20 protein-coding genes, 1 tRNA gene and 1 riboswitch are annotated in these 16448 nt (G+C 66.9%); of the genes, 12 read left to right on the top strand and 9 right to left on the bottom strand.

Annotated features, from left to right (window positions below):
* Window positions 1-6 precede the first annotated feature (6 nt).
* Genes ACM6JT_RS30230 through ACM6JT_RS30210 form a run of 5 tightly spaced genes read left to right on the top strand, consistent with a single transcriptional unit; the run spans window position 7 to window position 4496 of the window.
* Window positions 7-1023: a hypothetical protein gene (locus ACM6JT_RS30230; protein WP_131948302.1), complete on the top strand. Its 1017-nt coding sequence runs from the start codon at window positions 7-9 to the stop codon at window positions 1021-1023.
* Window positions 1020-1769, top strand: coding sequence for a hypothetical protein (locus tag ACM6JT_RS30225; protein ID WP_414857832.1), 750 nt, complete (start codon window positions 1020-1022; stop codon window positions 1767-1769). The genes ACM6JT_RS30230 and ACM6JT_RS30225 overlap by 4 nt, the downstream gene beginning before the upstream one ends.
* Window positions 1766-2923, top strand: a complete 1158-nt coding sequence (locus ACM6JT_RS30220) for a hypothetical protein (RefSeq protein ID WP_414857831.1) — start codon at window positions 1766-1768, stop codon at window positions 2921-2923. The genes ACM6JT_RS30225 and ACM6JT_RS30220 overlap by 4 nt, the downstream gene beginning before the upstream one ends.
* Window positions 2920-3549 (top strand): phosphatase PAP2 family protein, encoded by a 630-nt coding sequence (locus tag ACM6JT_RS30215; RefSeq protein ID WP_034183415.1) that lies wholly within the window; start codon window positions 2920-2922, stop codon window positions 3547-3549. The genes ACM6JT_RS30220 and ACM6JT_RS30215 overlap by 4 nt, the downstream gene beginning before the upstream one ends.
* Window positions 3546-4496, top strand: a complete 951-nt coding sequence (locus tag ACM6JT_RS30210) for a fatty acid desaturase family protein (protein ID WP_414857830.1) — start codon at window positions 3546-3548, stop codon at window positions 4494-4496. The genes ACM6JT_RS30215 and ACM6JT_RS30210 overlap by 4 nt, the downstream gene beginning before the upstream one ends.
* A 174-nt stretch (window positions 4497-4670) precedes the next feature.
* On the opposite strand, the gene ACM6JT_RS30205 is transcribed toward ACM6JT_RS30210, so the two are convergent.
* From ACM6JT_RS30205 to ACM6JT_RS30165, 9 genes are all read right to left on the bottom strand, one after another.
* A tRNA-Lys gene (locus ACM6JT_RS30205) sits at window positions 4671-4747 on the bottom strand.
* Window positions 4748-4876: 129 nt separating this feature from the next.
* Window positions 4877-5626 carry a tol-pal system protein YbgF gene (ybgF, locus tag ACM6JT_RS30200; RefSeq protein WP_034182819.1) on the bottom strand — a complete coding sequence of 250 codons (750 nt, stop codon included), beginning with the start codon at window positions 5624-5626 and terminating at the stop codon, window positions 4877-4879.
* 19 nt (window positions 5627-5645) lie between these two features.
* Window positions 5646-6155: a peptidoglycan-associated lipoprotein Pal gene (pal, locus tag ACM6JT_RS30195; protein WP_034182820.1), complete on the bottom strand. Its 510-nt coding sequence runs from the start codon at window positions 6153-6155 to the stop codon at window positions 5646-5648.
* 17 nt (window positions 6156-6172) lie between these two features.
* Window positions 6173-7471 (bottom strand): Tol-Pal system beta propeller repeat protein TolB, encoded by a 1299-nt coding sequence (gene tolB / locus ACM6JT_RS30190; protein ID WP_217588226.1) that lies wholly within the window; start codon window positions 7469-7471, stop codon window positions 6173-6175.
* Window positions 7472-7582: 111 nt separating this feature from the next.
* The gene (gene tolA, locus ACM6JT_RS30185; RefSeq protein WP_034182822.1) at window positions 7583-8632 is read right to left on the bottom strand and encodes a cell envelope integrity protein TolA; all 1050 of its coding nucleotides are present in this window, start codon (window positions 8630-8632) and stop codon (window positions 7583-7585) included.
* On the bottom strand, window positions 8629-9078 hold the full coding sequence (tolR, locus tag ACM6JT_RS30180) for a protein TolR (RefSeq protein WP_034182823.1): 450 nt from the start codon (window positions 9076-9078) through the stop codon (window positions 8629-8631). Before tolR ends, tolA begins: the two co-directional genes overlap by 4 nt.
* Before the next feature lie 10 nt (window positions 9079-9088).
* Window positions 9089-9766: a protein TolQ gene (gene tolQ, locus ACM6JT_RS30175; RefSeq protein WP_034182824.1), complete on the bottom strand. Its 678-nt coding sequence runs from the start codon at window positions 9764-9766 to the stop codon at window positions 9089-9091.
* A gap of 130 nt (window positions 9767-9896) precedes the next feature.
* A complete protein-coding gene (gene ybgC, locus ACM6JT_RS30170) occupies window positions 9897-10382 on the bottom strand; it encodes a tol-pal system-associated acyl-CoA thioesterase (protein WP_034182825.1) in 486 nt (161 codons plus the stop codon).
* A gap of 107 nt (window positions 10383-10489) precedes the next feature.
* On the bottom strand, window positions 10490-11236 hold the full coding sequence (locus ACM6JT_RS30165; RefSeq protein ID WP_034182826.1) for an SDR family NAD(P)-dependent oxidoreductase: 747 nt from the start codon (window positions 11234-11236) through the stop codon (window positions 10490-10492).
* 180 nt (window positions 11237-11416) lie between these two features.
* A riboswitch (ZMP/ZTP riboswitch) is annotated at window positions 11417-11517 on the top strand.
* Between the two features lie 137 nt (window positions 11518-11654).
* On the opposite strand from ACM6JT_RS30165, the gene glyA reads away from it, so the two are divergent.
* From glyA to ACM6JT_RS30130, 7 genes are all read left to right on the top strand, one after another.
* On the top strand, window positions 11655-12902 hold the full coding sequence (gene glyA / locus ACM6JT_RS30160; protein ID WP_034182827.1) for a serine hydroxymethyltransferase: 1248 nt from the start codon (window positions 11655-11657) through the stop codon (window positions 12900-12902).
* A gap of 6 nt (window positions 12903-12908) precedes the next feature.
* Window positions 12909-13388 (top strand): transcriptional regulator NrdR, encoded by a 480-nt coding sequence (nrdR, locus tag ACM6JT_RS30155; RefSeq protein ID WP_414857829.1) that lies wholly within the window; start codon window positions 12909-12911, stop codon window positions 13386-13388.
* A gap of 153 nt (window positions 13389-13541) precedes the next feature.
* Window positions 13542-14105: a GspH/FimT family pseudopilin gene (locus tag ACM6JT_RS30150; RefSeq protein WP_414857828.1), complete on the top strand. Its 564-nt coding sequence runs from the start codon at window positions 13542-13544 to the stop codon at window positions 14103-14105.
* Between the two features lie 5 nt (window positions 14106-14110).
* A complete protein-coding gene (locus ACM6JT_RS30145; RefSeq protein ID WP_374955251.1) occupies window positions 14111-14512 on the top strand; it encodes a hypothetical protein in 402 nt (133 codons plus the stop codon).
* Window positions 14502-15335 carry a PilW family protein gene (locus tag ACM6JT_RS30140; protein WP_034182829.1) on the top strand — a complete coding sequence of 278 codons (834 nt, stop codon included), beginning with the start codon at window positions 14502-14504 and terminating at the stop codon, window positions 15333-15335. The genes ACM6JT_RS30145 and ACM6JT_RS30140 overlap by 11 nt, the downstream gene beginning before the upstream one ends.
* Window positions 15336-15538: 203 nt before the next feature.
* A complete protein-coding gene (locus tag ACM6JT_RS30135) occupies window positions 15539-16000 on the top strand; it encodes a hypothetical protein (RefSeq protein ID WP_414857872.1) in 462 nt (153 codons plus the stop codon).
* On the top strand, window positions 15997-16443 hold the full coding sequence (locus tag ACM6JT_RS30130; RefSeq protein ID WP_414857827.1) for a type IV pilin protein: 447 nt from the start codon (window positions 15997-15999) through the stop codon (window positions 16441-16443). Before ACM6JT_RS30135 ends, ACM6JT_RS30130 begins: the two co-directional genes overlap by 4 nt.
* Window positions 16444-16448: the final 5 nt, after the last annotated feature.

The following is a 16448-nucleotide window of genomic DNA, read 5'->3' as shown; positions in this document are numbered from 1 at the left end:
ACGACCATGCCTTCATTTGCCACCCGAGTTGTCTGCCTCGCCCTGTTTGCCGCCAGCGCCGGCGCCCATGCCGCGCCGGTCGATCACGCGGGGCGCGGGATCGTCCACTTCGCGTCGCAAAGCGGCTGCCCGTTCGCGAGCGCGGCCGCGACGGACTGCAATCGCGTCGCGCTCGATGCGCCCGACGTTCACGCGAGCATCGATACCGACGCGCACGCGATCGTCTTTTCGAGCGACGCGAATCGCCGCACGAAGGACGTGCTCGGCGACGTGCTGCTGCAGGGCACGGGCGTCGACGGCGACGGCCGGCGCGTGCCGTTGAGCGTCCACGTGCTGCTGCGTCGCGACGGTGCGAAATGGGGCCGCGACGTGTATGTCCATGCGCCGGTGCGCGGCAAGTTCACCGATGTCCGGATCGATCCGTATCGCGTGCGCGTGAAGGAGGGCGACGGCGAGCGCGACGTGCTGACGCCGGACGAAACGCTCGCGCTGTTCGCGCATCCGCCGCTGGCATCGCGGCTCGCGCGGCATCTCGTGAAGGTGAGCGCGACCGATCCGAAGCAGCCGTCAGCCGACGACATCACGATCGCGCTCGGCGTCGGCGGCCTGACGAAGCCGGTCGCACGAGCGAGCTTCACGTCGAACGCGCCGCACGATGCGGACGTCGATCGCGCACTCGCGGCCGGCACGTGGTCGATTCGTTTCGAAGCACTGAGCAATCACATTCCGGTGTGGGTCGCGCAGCGCGAGCTGTTCCTGTTCGGTCTCGACGGCAGCGCGCTGTTGAAGGAGGTGCGCGAGCGCGGTTTCAGGAAGAACGACCGGATCGAATTCGGCGCGCGCGGCGGCAGCGGCTATCTGCGCGTGAACGGCCGCGAGGAGGCATTCGCGGGCGCGGCCGCATCCGCGCATGCGTTCATGCAGGAAAGTTTCGTCGGCCTGATTCTCGGCTGGCGTCGCGATCCGGCTGCCGCTGCGGCATCCGCGGCGAAATCCGCGTCCGCACCGGGCGTGCACGCATGACAGCGGCAAGCGAACTGCCCGCATCGCCGCAGGCGATGCACGGCGAGCGCTTCGACTGTCTCGATGCGCCCGTGCCGCACGGCGCGGCGCGGGTACGTGCGTATCTCGTCGATCGCATCAAGCGGGCGGCGATCCGGCAGCTTCATCGCAGCACGCATGGCGAGCGCTGGATGCTGCGCATGTACCTGATCGGCGAAGAAGCGACCGAGTGCGCGTTGCACGACGGCTGGACCGGACAGCCGCCGGACTGGCTCGCGCCGCGCATCGAGCAGCATCTCGCGGACGAGCGCCGCCACGCGGCCGCGTTTGCCGAGGCGCTGCGCCTGCGCGGTGTCGCGGCTTCGACGGAGCCGCACGAACCCGACTGGCTGAGCCGGCGCAAGATCATGCGATGGCGCCGGCTCGCGCAGCGCTACGCGCCGCAGTTCGCGCAAGGCGTGCTCGTGCCGACCTATGCGACGGGCCTGTGCGCGGAACAGATGGCGATGCGCGTGCTCGCGCGTCACTGCGCGACGATCGGCGACGCGCATCCGCTGTATCCGCTGCTCGCGCGCGTGCTCGCCGACGAGACGCGGCACGTCCGGCTCTGTTCGGACACGCTGCGCCGTCTCGTCGCGCCGTCCGAGGCGGCGCATCTCGCCGCGTTGCTGGACGAGATCCGCGCGATCGACGCCGGTTTCGGCGTGACGGGGGCGCTGGCGATGTACGCGGCCGGCTGGATCCAGTCGCTTCGCCCGCGGGCATGATGCCGCGGATCGTCTATCTCGCGACGGCCGACGCGCGCGGCCATCTGATGCGCGCGCAACTGCTCGTGCATGCGTTGCGCACGGCCGGCGTGCAGGTCGACGTGCTGACGACGTCCGATGCGGGGCAGGCATTCCTGTCCGCGTTCGGCATCGACGCGCCCGTGCTGTCCCGTCACTACGCGGTGCAGTTCGACGCACGGCAGAACATGCTGCGCGACGCGACCGATCGCAACGTCGCGCATTACGTGTTCAGGCCGACGCGCATGTTGCGCGACATCGCGCGGCTGCGATCGCTCGTTCGCGATGCCGATCTCGTGATCAACGACTCGTTTCATCCGGCGCTGCTGTTCATGGGCGCGATACCGGGCTGGCGGCGCCGTATCGTTCATGTGTATGGCGGCAGCCTGCGCCGCGCGTTGACCGCGAATTTCGATGCGCGGCTGCCGCGTGCGCTGGCGCGTGCGTTTGCGCGGATCGTCGACTGGCAGATCGATTCGGCGCGGTGCTGCATCGAGCACGATTTTGCGTACGAGGTGACCGGCGATGCGCAGCGATCGCGCGAGCATTGCAGGTTGCCGACGCCGGTGCCGGTCGTCGCCGAACTGCCGGCTTCGGAGCCGGCTGTCGCCGCCGTTTATCTGAATCCGCACTTTCGCGATGTCGCGCTCGCCGATGCGCTGTCGGCCGGCATGCGCGACGCGGGGCTCGCCGCGCACCGCGTGGGCGAGGGTTACGCCGGGCACGACGGCTGGACCGGTGTCGATACCGACTGGGCGATGCGTGCCGCGCACGCGCCGCTGATCGTGTCCGCACCCGGAATGGCCGCGCTGTCGATCGCGCGCGTATATCGCCGCCCGATCCTGCTCGTGCTGACCGATCAGCCCGAGCAGGCGAGCAATGCCGCGCGCGCGGCACGGCTGCAGCTCGTGCATCGCATCGTCACGTGGCGCGGCGATGCGGCCGCGTTCCGGCAGGAGGTCGGGCAGGCCGCAGCGGACCTGATGCGCAATCCGGGTACGCGAGCGGGAACGATCGCCGGCCGCGAGCACGCGTGTGCGCGCGTGGATGCGTGGACGTCGCGCATCCTCGCGCTGCGGCCGCATGCACGGACGGCCGATGCGGATCCCCGATGCGAGGCGCCGGCGCCGCGATGAACACGATGCTGCTTCGTGACGATCGTCGACCCGATATCCGGCAGATGCTGGCCGCGACGTTCGGCATGACCGCGGGCCTCGCGATCTTCTTTCTGCTGGAGCGCAGCGTCACGCCGCGCTACGTGTTCGCCACGCCGATCGATGCGCGGATTCCGTTCATCGCATGGTCGTGGTTCGTCTATGTCGGCTTCTTTCCGTTCGTGATTGCGCTCGCCGCGTATGCACGGCCGCCCGCGTTCGCCGCGTTCAAGGAGGCCGTGCTGATCGCATTCGTGCTCGGTGTCGTCTGCTTCATGCTGTTTCCGGAAGCCGTGCCGCGGCCCGACGTCGCGGAGATCGGCAATACGTTCGTGCGCGACCGTCTCGCGCGCATGTGGCAGCTCGATCTCGCGGCCAACGGTTTTCCGAGCCTGCATGTCGCGGTGACGTGTCTTGCGTGCCGGATGCTGACGGACCGGCGCTGGAGCCGGCATCGGTTCGTGGCGACGGCGATCGGTCTGCTGATCTGTGCGTCGACGCTCACGCTCAAGCAGCATACGGTCGCCGACGTATTAGGCGGTGTCGCGCTCGCGATGGTCGGCGCGCTGTGGGTCGAGCGGCGTTCGCTGCGCAGGAGGCTCGCGTGACGACGGATGCCCATGTTCATCACGCCGGGCCGAACGCCGAGCTTGCGTTGTTCGTGCCCGATCCCGCGCTGTTTCGCGTGAGCGCGCCACGTGTCGGCGCTGCGCTGGCAGGCGACTGGCTGATGATTGCCGGGGCGTTCGCGATGGCGATCGCGTTCCCGCATCCGCTCGTATACGCATTTGCCGCGGTCGTGATCGCGCGCAGCCAGCTTGCGCTCGCGGTCATGATGCACGAAGGCGCGCACGGGTTGCTGGCACGGAACCGGCGCGTCAACGACGTGCTGGGCCAGTTGTTCGCGGCCGGCCCGCTGTGGCTGTCGCTGCGCACGTATCGTGCGGGGCATCTGAAGCATCATCGCGCGCCGATGCAGCCTGACGATCCCGTCGCGCTGCTGTTCGGCGTGCACGACTATCCGGTGACGCGCGGCCGGCTGATCGGCCGCCTGCTCGCGTACGCATGCGGGATCGGCTACGTGACGAGCGTCGTGAAGCTCGTGCGCGGCGAGTTTGCGCATGCGTTGCCGACGGTCCGGAAATCACGCGCGTATGCGGCGTGGGAAGTCGCGTCGATGCTGGCCGGCAACGGCTTGTTGTTCGGTGCGCTCGCACTGGCCGGACATCCGCTGTTGTACATCGGGTTGTGGGTCGTGCCGTCCGTCACGCTGTTGCCGCTCGCCGGGCAGGTCCGGGCGATCTTCGAGCACGCGGGGCTGCCGGCTTGCGACGACCAGAGCCGCAACGCGCGCACGATCGTCCGGCGTTCGTGGCAGACGTTCCTGTTCGGGCCGCACGCGATCCATTTCCATATCGAACATCACCTGTACATGCGGATGCCGTTTCATAACCTGCCGGTCGTGCATCGACAACTCGCGCAGCGGCAGTTGTTGCCTGAAGGCAATCTGTACGCGGGATACGGTGCGGTGCTGCGTGACGTGAGCGTGCGCTGACTTGCGAGCGGGGATTGTGCGGTTGTATGCGCCGGGGCGACGGTGGACGAGGATGCCGGATGCTTGCGCGCACAATCGGATACGAAGTGGAAATTTCGAGCCCGACACGGCAAGAGGCAGACGCAAAAAAGCCTCCACGCGGGAGGCTTCAATTGCAACTATCGAAAAGATAGATGGTAGGGTGGGAGGGACTCGAACCCTCGACTCTCTGATTAAAAGTCAGATACTCTAACCAACTGAGTTACCACCCCACGTCCTCAAAAACTGCTCGAGAACGAGAAAAACGGCTTCAGGCTGTAGCTGATGCGGCTTGCTTGCGACCCGAAGAGCAAAAGATTATAGCGACGGATTTTCGGTGAGTCAACAATCCGCCACGATAATTATTTGATCGTTTCGAGCTTGCCCTGCGCCGTCTGCGCCGCGTTCGACCCGGCGTACTGCGACACCACCTGCTCGAACGTCTTCTTCGCGGCCGCCTTCTGGCCTTGTTCGAGCTGGTTCGTACCGATCGCCACGAGGGCGTCGGCCGCGCGCGGGTGTTGCGGGTACTTGCTGACGATCCCTTGCCACGTCGCCGTCGAACCGCGGTAGTCGCGCAGCGCGTATTGCGCGTTGCCGAGCCAGTACTGCGCGGTCGGCTGGTGGGGGCTCTGCGGATACTTCGCGATGAAGCTGCGGAACGAAGCCGCCGCCGCCTTGAAGTTGCCGTTGCGGAACTGCTGCTGCGCCGCGTTGAGCGCATCCGTTTCACCCGGCTGCACGGTGCCTTCGACACCGTCGATCGTCGCCTGCTGCGGCTCGAACTTCTTGAGCCGCGTGTCGAGATCCTGGTAGTACTCCTTCTGCTGCCGCTCGAGCGTCGTCAGCCGGTTCGTCAGGTCCTCGTTCTCGCCGCGCAGCGTCGCGACCTGCTGGTTCAGCTGGTCGAGACGGCCGGATTGATCGAGGATCGTACGCTGGGCGGCGGACAACTGGCTCGCCAGGTTGTCGGTCTTGCTGCGCAGGTCGAGCACGGCGCGGCGCGCTTCGTTGTCGTCGAACACGCCGGCGTGCGCCGGCGCGGCCGACCACGCCGCGCCGGCGACGCAGAATGCTGCGGCAACGCGCAGCCAGGATACACGATGCGTCATACGGCGATTCTTCCGTTACTTACTGTTGGTAGACGAGGTCTGCGCGACGGTTCTGCGCCCACGACGCTTCGTCGTGACCCGTTGCCTGCGGCTTTTCCTTGCCGAGGCTCACGGCTTCCATCTGCGAATCGTTCACGCCGAGCAGCGCCATCGCGCGGCGGACGGCTTCCGCACGCTTCTGGCCCAGTGCGAGGTTGTACTCGCTCGTGCCGCGTTCGTCGGTGTTGCCCTGGATCAGCACGTGGCGCTGCGGATGGCTCTTCAGGTACTGAGCGTGCTGCTGCATCAGCGGCTGGTACTCGTCCTTCACCGAATAGCTGTCGAAGTCGAAGTAGATGCTGCGCTTCGCGAGCGGGCTGTTCGGGTCGTTCAGCGGATCGACGTTCACTTGCGCGACGTTGTCGGCGCTCGGTTGCGTGCTGACTGCACCCGCGTTTGCCTTGTCGTCGAGCTTCACGCCCGATTTGCACGCTGCGAGCGCGCTGATCATCATCACGGCCAGAGCCAGACGAGCTTTATTCGACATCATGGTTACTCTCCTTGTGGTCATTGCATGAAGGGCCCCCAAGACGGCTCACGAACGGAGCCGCCCTGGACGGACAGGATCTGTGGCGGCGCGCTGCCGTCGGAGGGCACTGCAGCCAGAACGTTGCGACCACCCGACTGGGTAGCGTACAGAAGGTACTGGCCGTTTGCCGCGAAGCTCGGCGATTCGTCGTGATTCGTATTCGTGATGGCGTTCGCCGCGCCGGATTGCAGATCCTGAACGTACAGCTTGAAGCCCCCACCGGTGCGGGAGATGTAGGCGAGCAGCTTGCCGTCCGGGCTCACACGCGGGCTCGTGTTGTAGCTGCCGGTAAAGGTCACGCGCTGCGCGGCACCGGCGCTTTCGCCCTGTGCTGGCATCCGGTAGATCTGCGGCGCGCCGCCGCGATCGCTCGTGAAGTAGATCCAGCGGCCGTCCGGCGAGTAGTACGGCTCGGTGTCGATCGAGCTGCTCTGCGTGAGACGGCGCAGGCCGCCGCCGTTCGCATTGACCGTATAGATTTGCGTGTTGCCGGTCAGCGACAGCGCGACGGCGAGCGTGTTGCTGTCCGGCGACCATGCCGGTGCGCTGTTGTTGCCCTTCTGGTCCGAGACGATGTATCGGCGGCCGGTCGGCAGGTCGTGGATGTAGACGATCGGCTTCTTGCGCTCGAACGACACGTACGCGACCTTCGTGCCGTTCGGCGACCAGGCCGGCGAGATGATCGGCTCGGTGCTCGTCAGTGCGCTGATCGCATTCTGTCCGTCGGAATCGGAGACCTGCAGCTTGTACTTGTTGCCGATCTTGACCACGTACGACAGGCGCGTGGCGAAGACGCCACGCGTGCCGAGCAGCTTCTGGTAGATGTAGTCGGCGATCTGATGACCGACCTTGCGCAGCGAGCCGTCGTTTGGTGCCGTCAGCGACAGGCCGCCGAGGCTTTGCTGCTTCACGGTGTCGTACAGGATGAAGTTGACCTTGTACTGGCCGTTCGCGTCGCGGTTCACGCTGCCGGCGACGAACGCATTCGCGCCCTTGGCCTTCCATGCGCCGAGATCGACCGAGGCGGTCTCGGGCACGGGCGTGCTGCCCGCGTCGATGTTGGTGAATTTGCCGCTGCGGGCGAGGTCGGCGCGGACGATCGACGTGACCTGCTGCGGCAGGCCCGCCTCGTTCGCGAAATTCGCGGTGGCAATGGGGAACTGGGTCGAACCGACACCGGTGATCAACACGTTGACCTGGGCGTTAGCGGCGCTGCCCGCCGCAATCAGACACGAGGCCACGAGTGCCCTGAAACCTAGTTTTGTCATCAAACTCATGCTTCTTGCTTCCCGTATGACTTGGATCGCTGCGCAACCGCAGAGAGACAGTAAAAATACCCGATTCGTTCCCGTCCGACAGCGACGCCCGGAGTGTAAGCGTATTTCCTTTCACTCCGCCGCCTTGAAGGTAATCGTAATGTCCGACGGGGTACGACCGTTAGAATCGGGCGGCAACGGGACCGATGCCTGGATCGCATTGACCACGGCTTGATCCCACCCCGAATTCCCGCTGGAGCGGGAGACCGATGCGCTCAATACGTCACCGGACGGCGTGCACCGAATCTTGACGACGGTGGTCAGGCCTGCTCGCTCGCCGCCCCAAACGATGTTCGGCTTGACGCGGCGGCGCACCTTGTCGGCATAGCCGGGCGATGCGGCGTTGCCGCCGGAGCCCGTGCCCGTGCCGCTCTTCGCAAGGCCTTCGCCGCCGCCTTCGCCGGCGCCGGACAGGCCCTGCATCTGAGCGAGACGCGCGCTGCGTTCGCGGTCGAGCTTCGCCTTCGCCGCCGCATCGGCCTTTGCGCGCGCCGTGGCTTCGGCCTTCGCCTTGGCCTGGGCTTCCGCCTTCGCCTTCGCGGCCGCGTCGGACTTCGCCTTCGCCGCCTGCTGCGCTTCGAGCTGCGCCTGCTTCTGCTGCTGGAGTTTCTGCTGTTCGAGCTTTTGCTGCTCGGCGAGCTGCTGTTGCTTGAGCTTGTCGGCCTGCTTCTGCCTGTCGCGTTCCGCGGCCTTCTGCGCGGCGAGCGCGGCAGCCTGCTGTGCCGCGAGCTGCGCGCGCCGGGCGTCCTCTTCCTGCTGGGCCTTCAGTTGCTGGGCGCGGCGCTGCTGCTCGAGCAGCGCTTCGCGCGCGGCTGCTTCCTGCTGCCGCTTCTTCTGCTGCAGCGCGATGTCGGCCTGTTCGTCGCGCACCGGGGGAGGGGGCGGCGCGACCTTCGCGGGCGGCGTCACGACAGGTCGCGGCGCGGCGACGTCGGGCACTTCGGTCCACAGCTCGGCTTCGGCGCCGGCCGGCGTGCTGTTCTGCCACTGCACGCCGTGATAGAGAAACAGCGCGAGCAGCACGTGCATCAGCGCGGCGAGCGCGAATGCACGCCAGGTGCCGCGCTCGCGAGGTGGCCGAGGCGGATAGCCGGTGCTGCGCAGGGATTGCTGCCGGTTCATTGCGATTTGACGAGGAGGCCGACGCGCTTGACGCCGCGCGCCTTCAGATCCGACATCACGGTCATGACCGCATCGTACTGCACGGTCTTGTCGGCTGCGATCACGACCGGCTGGTCGGGATGATCGGCCTGCCGGGCCGAGATGAAGCCGTCGAGCTCGGCCTTCGTCATCGTGTCTTCCTGGGTCGCGCCCGAGTCGCCCTTGTACTTGACGCTCATCGTGCGGTCGGCCTTGATGTTGACGACGACGGGCGGCGTCTGCTCCTGCGGCGCGGCATTGCCGACGGTCGGCAGGTTGATGATCGACGGGGCGACGAGCGGTGCGGTGACCATGAAGATCACGAGCAGCACCAGCATCACGTCGATGTACGGCACGACGTTGATGTCGGCCATTGCGCGGCGCGAGCGGCCGCCGCGCATGCTGGATCGGATGGGACTTCCTGCCATGGCGAGCTCCTTACTGGGCCTGACGCTGCAGGATGTTCGAGAACTCTTCGATGAAGGTCTCGAAGCGGATCGCGAGGCGGTCGATGTCGTGCGCGTAGCGGTTGTACGCGACCACCGCCGGAATCGCGGCGAACAGGCCGATCGCTGTGGCGACGAGCGCCTCGGCGATGCCCGGCGCGACGTTCGCGAGCGTGGCCTGCTGCACGTTCGCGAGGCCGCGGAACGAGTTCATGATCCCCCAGACCGTGCCGAACAGGCCGATGTACGGGCTGACCGAACCGACCGATGCGAGGAACGCGAGGTTCGCTTCGAGCACGTCCATTTCACGCTGGAACGACGCGCGCATCGCGCGGCGTGCACCGTCGAGCACGAGGCCCGGATCGCTGAGGCGCTTTTCCTTCGCCTTCAGGAATTCGCGCATGCCCGATTCGAAGATCCGCTCGAGCGCGCCGATCGTGTGGCGGTTGTTGGCCGCACTCTGGTACAGCGCCTGCAGGTCGCCGCCCGACCAGAAATCCCTCTCGAAGCGTTCGGTCTGCGCGCGTGCGCGGCGGATCGCAAACCACTTGCGGAAGATGAAGGTCCACGACATCAGCGACAGCAGCAACAGCAGCCCCATCACGGCCTGGGCCAGCACGCTCGCGTTGAGGACGAGGGAAATGATCGACAGGTCTTGAGAAGTGTTCATAGAGGTTTGAGTAACGTCCCTTCGGGGCGCCCGGTATGCGTGCGGCGCGGCGCGCCGGCCGAGCCTGGCGCCGAACCTTGCTTAGTATCGAATCAGGAAGGCAAGTTCATAGGCTTTGTCTAAACGGCGCTCATGCGAGCTTCGTTGACAATACAGTCTGCCCGGTATCGATGACGGGCCCGCGGTGCAGCGCGTCGAGCACGGCCGGCGGGATGGCCGCGGGCCGGATACCGTTACGGTCGACGCAGCCGAGGCGGATATGTCCGGCCACGAGCAGCGTGTCGCCACACCAGGCTTCCTGCGTGAATTCCACCGATGCGCGGCCGATGCGTCCGGGCCGGCTCGTGATCGCCAGCGTGTCGTCGAGTCGCGCCGGTGCGCGGTAGTCGAGCGACGTGCTGCGGACGATGAAGATCGCGCCGGTGTCGTCGGCGAGCCGACGCTGGTCGATGCCGCATGCGCGCAGCCACTCGGTGCGGGCGCGCTCGAAGAACTTCAGGTAGTTGGCATAGAAGACGATGCCGCCTGCATCGGTATCCTCGTAGTACACGCGCACCGGCCAGGTAAAGCCGGAACGCCCTTCCGGGGAGCGGGTAGGCTGAGTCATGGCGCGCATTCTACCGGAACGCAGGAACCGGATTCGTAACCGTTTCGTAACGGAATGTAGTACGACGCGGCACACCGCGGGCCGGCCGGAGGCCGGCCGCAGCTGCGCGCGATGGGTCAGCCGCGATGGATCGTGAGGCCCGCCGGCGCCTGGGCGACCGGCATCATCTCGATCGTGTTGATGTTCACGTGTGCCGGGCGCGTCGCGATCCAGTAGATCGTGTCGGCGATGTCCTCGGACGTGAGCGGCTGGACGTTCTGGTACACGTTCGCCGCCTTTGCGTCGTCGCCGCGGAAGCGGACGTTCGAGAATTCCGTGCCGCCGCACAGGCCCGGCTCGATGTCGGTCACGCGCAACGGCGTGCCGATCAGGTCGGCGCGCAGGTTCAGGCTGAATTGTCGGACAAAAGCCTTGGTTGCGCCGTATACGTTCCCGCCCGGATACGGATAGGTGCCGGCAACCGAACCGAGATTGAAGATATGGCCGCGGCCGCGCTCGATCATGCCGGGCAGCAGCGCGTGCGTGACGGTCACCAGGCCCGAGCAGTTCGTGTCGATCATGGTCTGCCATTCGTCGAGGCTGGCCTTGTGGGCCGGCTCGACGCCAAGCGCGAGGCCGGCGTTGTTGACGAGCACGTCGAGCGCCGCGAATTCGGCGGGAAGGGCGGCCGGCACGGCTTCGACGGCCGCGCGGTCGCGCACGTCGAGCTCGAGCGGCAGAAGGGCATCGCCGAGCTCGGCGGCGAGCGCATCGAGACGATCCTTGCGACGCGCGGTCGCGACGACGCGGTGGCCTCCTTTGACGAAGGCACGGGCGATGGCGGCGCCGAAGCCGGCGGACGCGCCTGTGACGAACACGATCATTGCTGCTCCTGGTCGATAACAAAGTAGCGGGTGATATCCCGCAAGCCTACTGAGATTGCCGCACCGCGGCAAGGCGGCAAAGCGTTTCGGCACGGGCGCGTAGAGTCTGGCCCCAATTGCTCCCGGCGCGCTGCCGTGCGGTTGCCTATTCATGACGCATCCAATACACTAACGCGCTCATCACCCCTGCGTGACTGGCGATAGAACCCTTCGGGTTCAAGGTGGAGCATCCCACCGTGAAGCGCGGGGCGCCGTTTTTGCCGTTCGCCTGGGCAGCCGTTGTGCGCCGTCGCGTGCATCGCCGGTGGCTGTCCTGCCTCGCGTCATCCGGATTCTTCCGCCACGTCGAGCTGGTCCCGCCAGCAGCGCACCGTACTCGGCCACCCCGGTCAACCTGTACACACTTAACGGAAACCGTATGTTTGACAGAGCCCAAAGCACCATCGCGAACGTCGATCCCGAAGTCTTTGCAGCGATCGAGCAGGAAAACCGCCGCCAGGAAGATCACATCGAGCTGATCGCGTCGGAAAACTACACGAGCCCGGCCGTGATGGCCGCGCAGGGCTCGCAGCTCACGAACAAGTACGCGGAAGGTTATCCGGGCAAGCGCTACTACGGCGGCTGCGAGTACGTCGACGTGGTCGAGCAGCTGGCGATCGACCGCGTGAAGCAGCTGTTCGGCGCGGAAGCCGCGAACGTGCAGCCGAACTCGGGTTCGCAGGCGAACCAGGGCGTGTTCTTCGCGATGCTCAAGCCGGGCGACACGATCATGGGCATGAGCCTCGCGCACGGCGGCCACCTGACGCACGGCTCGCCGGTGAACATGTCGGGCAAGTGGTTCAACGTGGTGAGCTACGGCCTGAACGAGAACGAAGACATCGACTACGAAGCGGCCGAGAAGCTCGCGCAGGAACACAAGCCGAAGCTGATCATCGCGGGCGCGTCGGCGTTCTCGCTGAAGATCGATTTCGAACGTCTGGCTAAGATCGCGAAGTCGGTGGGCGCGTACCTGATGGTCGACATGGCGCACTACGCGGGCCTGATCGCGGCCGGCGTGTACCCGAACCCGGTGCCGCACGCTGATTTCGTGACGACGACGACGCACAAGAGCCTGCGCGGCCCGCGCGGCGGCGTGATCCTGATGAAGTCCGAGTACGAGAAGCCGATCAACTCGGCGATCTTCCCGGGCATCCAGGGCGGCCCGCTGATGCACGTGATCGCGGCGAAGGCGGTGGCGTTCAAGGAAGCGCTGTCGCCGGAATTCAAGGCATACCAGGAAAAGGTGGTCGAGAACGCGCGCGTGCTGGCTGAAACGCTGGTGAAGCGCGGGCTGCGGATCGTGTCGGGCCGTACGGAAAGTCACGTGATGCTGGTCGACCTGCGCGCGAAGAACATCACGGGCAAGGCAGCGGAAGCGGCGCTGGGTGCGGCGCACATCACGGTGAACAAGAACGCGATCCCGAACGACCCGGAAAAGCCGTTCGTGACGAGCGGCGTGCGCCTGGGTTCGCCGGCGATGACGACGCGCGGCTTCGGGCCGGCGGAAGCGGAGCAGGTGGGCAACCTGATCGCCGACGTGCTGGACAACCCGGAAGATGCAGCGACGATCGAGCGCGTGCGTGCGCAGGTCGCCGAGCTGACCAAGCGTTTCCCGGTCTATCGCTGATCGACGATGCGCTGCCCGTTCTGCCGGCATGACGACACGCAGGTCGTTGACTCGCGCGTGTCCGAAGATGGCGCCGCGATTCGGCGGCGCCGTCGCTGCTCGGCTTGCGACAAGCGCTTCACGACGTACGAGCGGGTCGAGCTGTCCCTGCCGTTCGTCGTGAAGAAGGACGGCAGCCGTACGGAATTCGACCGTCGCAAGATCGTCGCCAGCATGCAACTCGCGCTGCGCAAGCGGCCGGTTGCTGCCGACGCGATCGACGCGGCGGTCGCCCGCATCGAATATCAACTGCTCGCGACAGGCGAGCGTGAAGTGCGTAGCGAGAAGCTCGGCGAACTCGTGATGAACGAGTTGCTCGGCCTCGATACGATTGCTTATGTCCGCTTCGCATCGGTGTATCGCCGGTTCGAGGACGTTTCCGAATTTGCCGACGTGATCGAAGAGTTCCGTCGCGCCTCTCCCGCCAAGACTCCGCGTAAGCGCTGACGCGCTGCGTCCGTTCATCGTCTTCTCCGTTGGTTCAGTTCGCGCCGATTGTGTCGGTCGCGATCGCATGTCGCCAGTCGGCCGTTCGGCAAATGGCGTGCGTCCGCATACGTCGCTACAGTCGTCGCATCACCTTGGCGGAGGACGACTGCGATGGGACTGCGCTATCCATCCTTGAAAAACGTGGTGCGACGCTCGGGCGGGTTCACGCTCGTCGAGCTGATGGTCGTTATCGCGCTGGTGGCCGGGCTCGCGCTCCATGCGGCGCCCGCGTTCGACCAGTGGCGCATACGCGAACGCGTGGACGCGCGCTCGCTTGCGTTGCTCGGGGCGCTGTCGTTCGCACGTACCGAGGCGACGCGTCTCGGCGTGCGCGTCACGCTGTGCCGGGCCGGGAACGACGGCGCCTGTTTGCGTGCCGGCGAGCGGTGCGATCCAGCCGAATGGTCGTGCGACTGGCTCGTCAGCGGGCAATTCGACGGGCAGTCGCGCGTGCTGCGGCGCTATCCGCGCGATGCCGAAGTGGCCGTCGCGGGCGCCGCGCACGATCTGGCTTTCGCACCGCCGGTCGGCCAGGCGATCGGCGGAATCCGGCGTTTCGAATTGCGTCCGCGCCGCGACCCGTCCGGAGCCGACGACGCACACGCTTCGCGTTGCGTGCGGATTGCGGCGGGCGGCCGCGCGCGCGTTGTCGCCGGCCGTTGCGACGCGGCGTGATGACCATGCGCAACGCAATGCGCGGCACGTCGCTGATCGAGGCGATGCTGGCCGTCGCGCTGCTCGCGACCGTGATGCTGGCGGTGGCCGGCAGCCAGCTTGCGATGGCGCGCACGCAGCGGGCGACGATCTGGCGTGAACGCGCGCTGTGGCTGGCCGATGCGCGTATCGAGCGCCCGCGCGCCGGCGCAGGAGCCGACGACGGTCTCGCGGCGCTGGCGGCTGCATCGTTGCCCGGCGGTGCGATGACGCTCGACGACGAGCCGGCCGGCGTCCGGTACGCGATTGTCGGCTGGAGAGGCGGCAATGCAGCGGTTTCGCCGCGATGCGAAGGTGCAGGTGCATCGGCGCAGCCGCCGTCTTGCGTCCGGATTCCGTTTCGGGAGGCTGGTGCAGATGAACGCTGATTGCCGCATGCGTGCGCATACGCTGCTCGAAGTGCTGATCGCGATGACCGTCGGTCTCCTCGTGCTGGCGGCAGCCGGTGCGCTGTATCACGCGCAGCGCGTTGCGCAGCGGCGCGCGGAAGACGGGTTCCGGATGCGCGATGCAGCCGGCACCGCGCTGATGCTGATCGGCCAGCAGCTCCAGATGGCGGGATTCCGGCCGCTCGATGCCGAAGGCGCGTCATCGTTGCCGCCTGTGTTCGGTTGTTCGATGGCGCGCGTGCGCGGCGACGGTGCGCAGGTGCGGTGCGAACCTGCGCGCGCTTCATCGGACGCACTGCTGATCCGGTATGTCGGCGATGCCGTGTCGACGTGGCCGACGGTGAGCGGCCAGGTGTCGGATTGCCTCGGGCAGGGTGTCGGCGTGTCCGGCGAACGGGCTCCGGTGGAGAACCGCTTCGATGCGCACGTCAGCCCGTCGACGGGCGAGCCCGAACTGTACTGCGAAGGAAACGGCCGTCCAGGCACGCCACAGCCGGTCGTGTCGGGCATCGATCAGTTGCGTGCGCGCTATCTTCGCCGCGGTGGCATGCAGTTCGTCGATGCCGATGCAATGCGTGTCGACGACTGGCGCGATGTCGTGGCCGTGCATGTCTGCGTGCGGGCGCGCGGCGAACCGATGCGCGAGCCGGCCCGTCACGTCGATTGCGACGGTCGCGCTGCGGTTGCACAGGACGGCCATGCACGTTTGACGCTGCATCGTGTCGTCGCGTTGAGGAATGCAGCGATCGCATTCGACGATACGTTGCGCGACGCAACGCACGCACGCGAGGTGTTGCGATGAGCGAAGCAGGACGATACGCGCGGGAGATATCGCGATGCGTTGCGGCCGGCGACATGCATGGGCGCATTGTGGCAAACGGTGAAGAACCGAGCCAGGCCGCGCGCACGGGAGCCATGGCAACGAACCGGCGCGAGCCGCGCATACGTTTCCGGTCGGCCGGTCGCGATTGGCGTCGCGACGCGGGCCTTGCATTGCCCGCTGTGATTGCGGTCAGTGCCGCCGTTGCGGCACTGACAGGCACGTGGTTCGAATCCGCGCTGACGGAATCGCGCCGTACGCGTGCGTTGTCGGATCGGCTGATCGCATTCCACGCGGCTGATGCCGCGCTTGCGGCGTGCACCGCGCGATTGCTCCGTGGCTCGGCACCCTACGTGAACGAAGGCGAATCGCGCGCGGAGCCCGACGCGTGGCGGCGCATGCCGGCGATGGCGGCCGCCGAAGCGTTCGCGCCGTTCGCCGGATGGCCGATGGCCGCGCAGCCGCCGCGATGCCTGATCGAGGCGTGGCGCGGGGCAGGGCCGATCGGCGGCCGCGCTTACGTCGTCACCGCGCGTGGTGTTGGCGCGCACACGTCGAGCGCCGTCTGGCTGCAACACCAGGTTGCAATACGCGACGGACGCATCGTCGCGCTGCGCTGGCGGCGCGTCGCGGCGGGGCTTCGATGAACGGTTCCGCGTCCGTGGACCGATCGGCGGGATTCACGCTGCTCGAGCTGATGATCGTGCTCGCGATCGTCGCGGTGCTGGCCGGATGGGGCATCCCGTCGTATCGCGAGCATGTCGTGCGCGTTCACCGCGCGTCGGCGGTGTCCGCGCTGTATCGGGCGGCCCAATATCTCGAAACGCTGGACGGTGCGCCGCCTCCGGCGCTGCCGGACGCGCTCGCGCAGGCGCCGCCGGACGGGCGGGTCGTTTATCGATTGACGCTCAGGCGGCCGGACGGCGACGACTCGCCGGTAACCTACGAGCTGGAAGCAAGCCCGCTCGACACGGGCCCGATGCACGACGATGCGTGCGGCGCCTTCACGCTGCGTTCGGACGGGACGAAGGGCAATGCACGACGGGATGGCGCCGACGCACAGGGTGCTGCTTGCTGGGGCGTGCGCTGAATTCG

Origin of the sequence: Burkholderia sp. IT-111MI5, assembly GCF_949752865.1 — a bacterium.
GTDB classification, from domain to species: domain Bacteria; phylum Pseudomonadota; class Gammaproteobacteria; order Burkholderiales; family Burkholderiaceae; genus Burkholderia; species Burkholderia pyrrocinia_C.
Note: the sequence above shows the minus strand (reverse complement) of the source record. Positions and strands in the feature narration are given on the sequence as shown.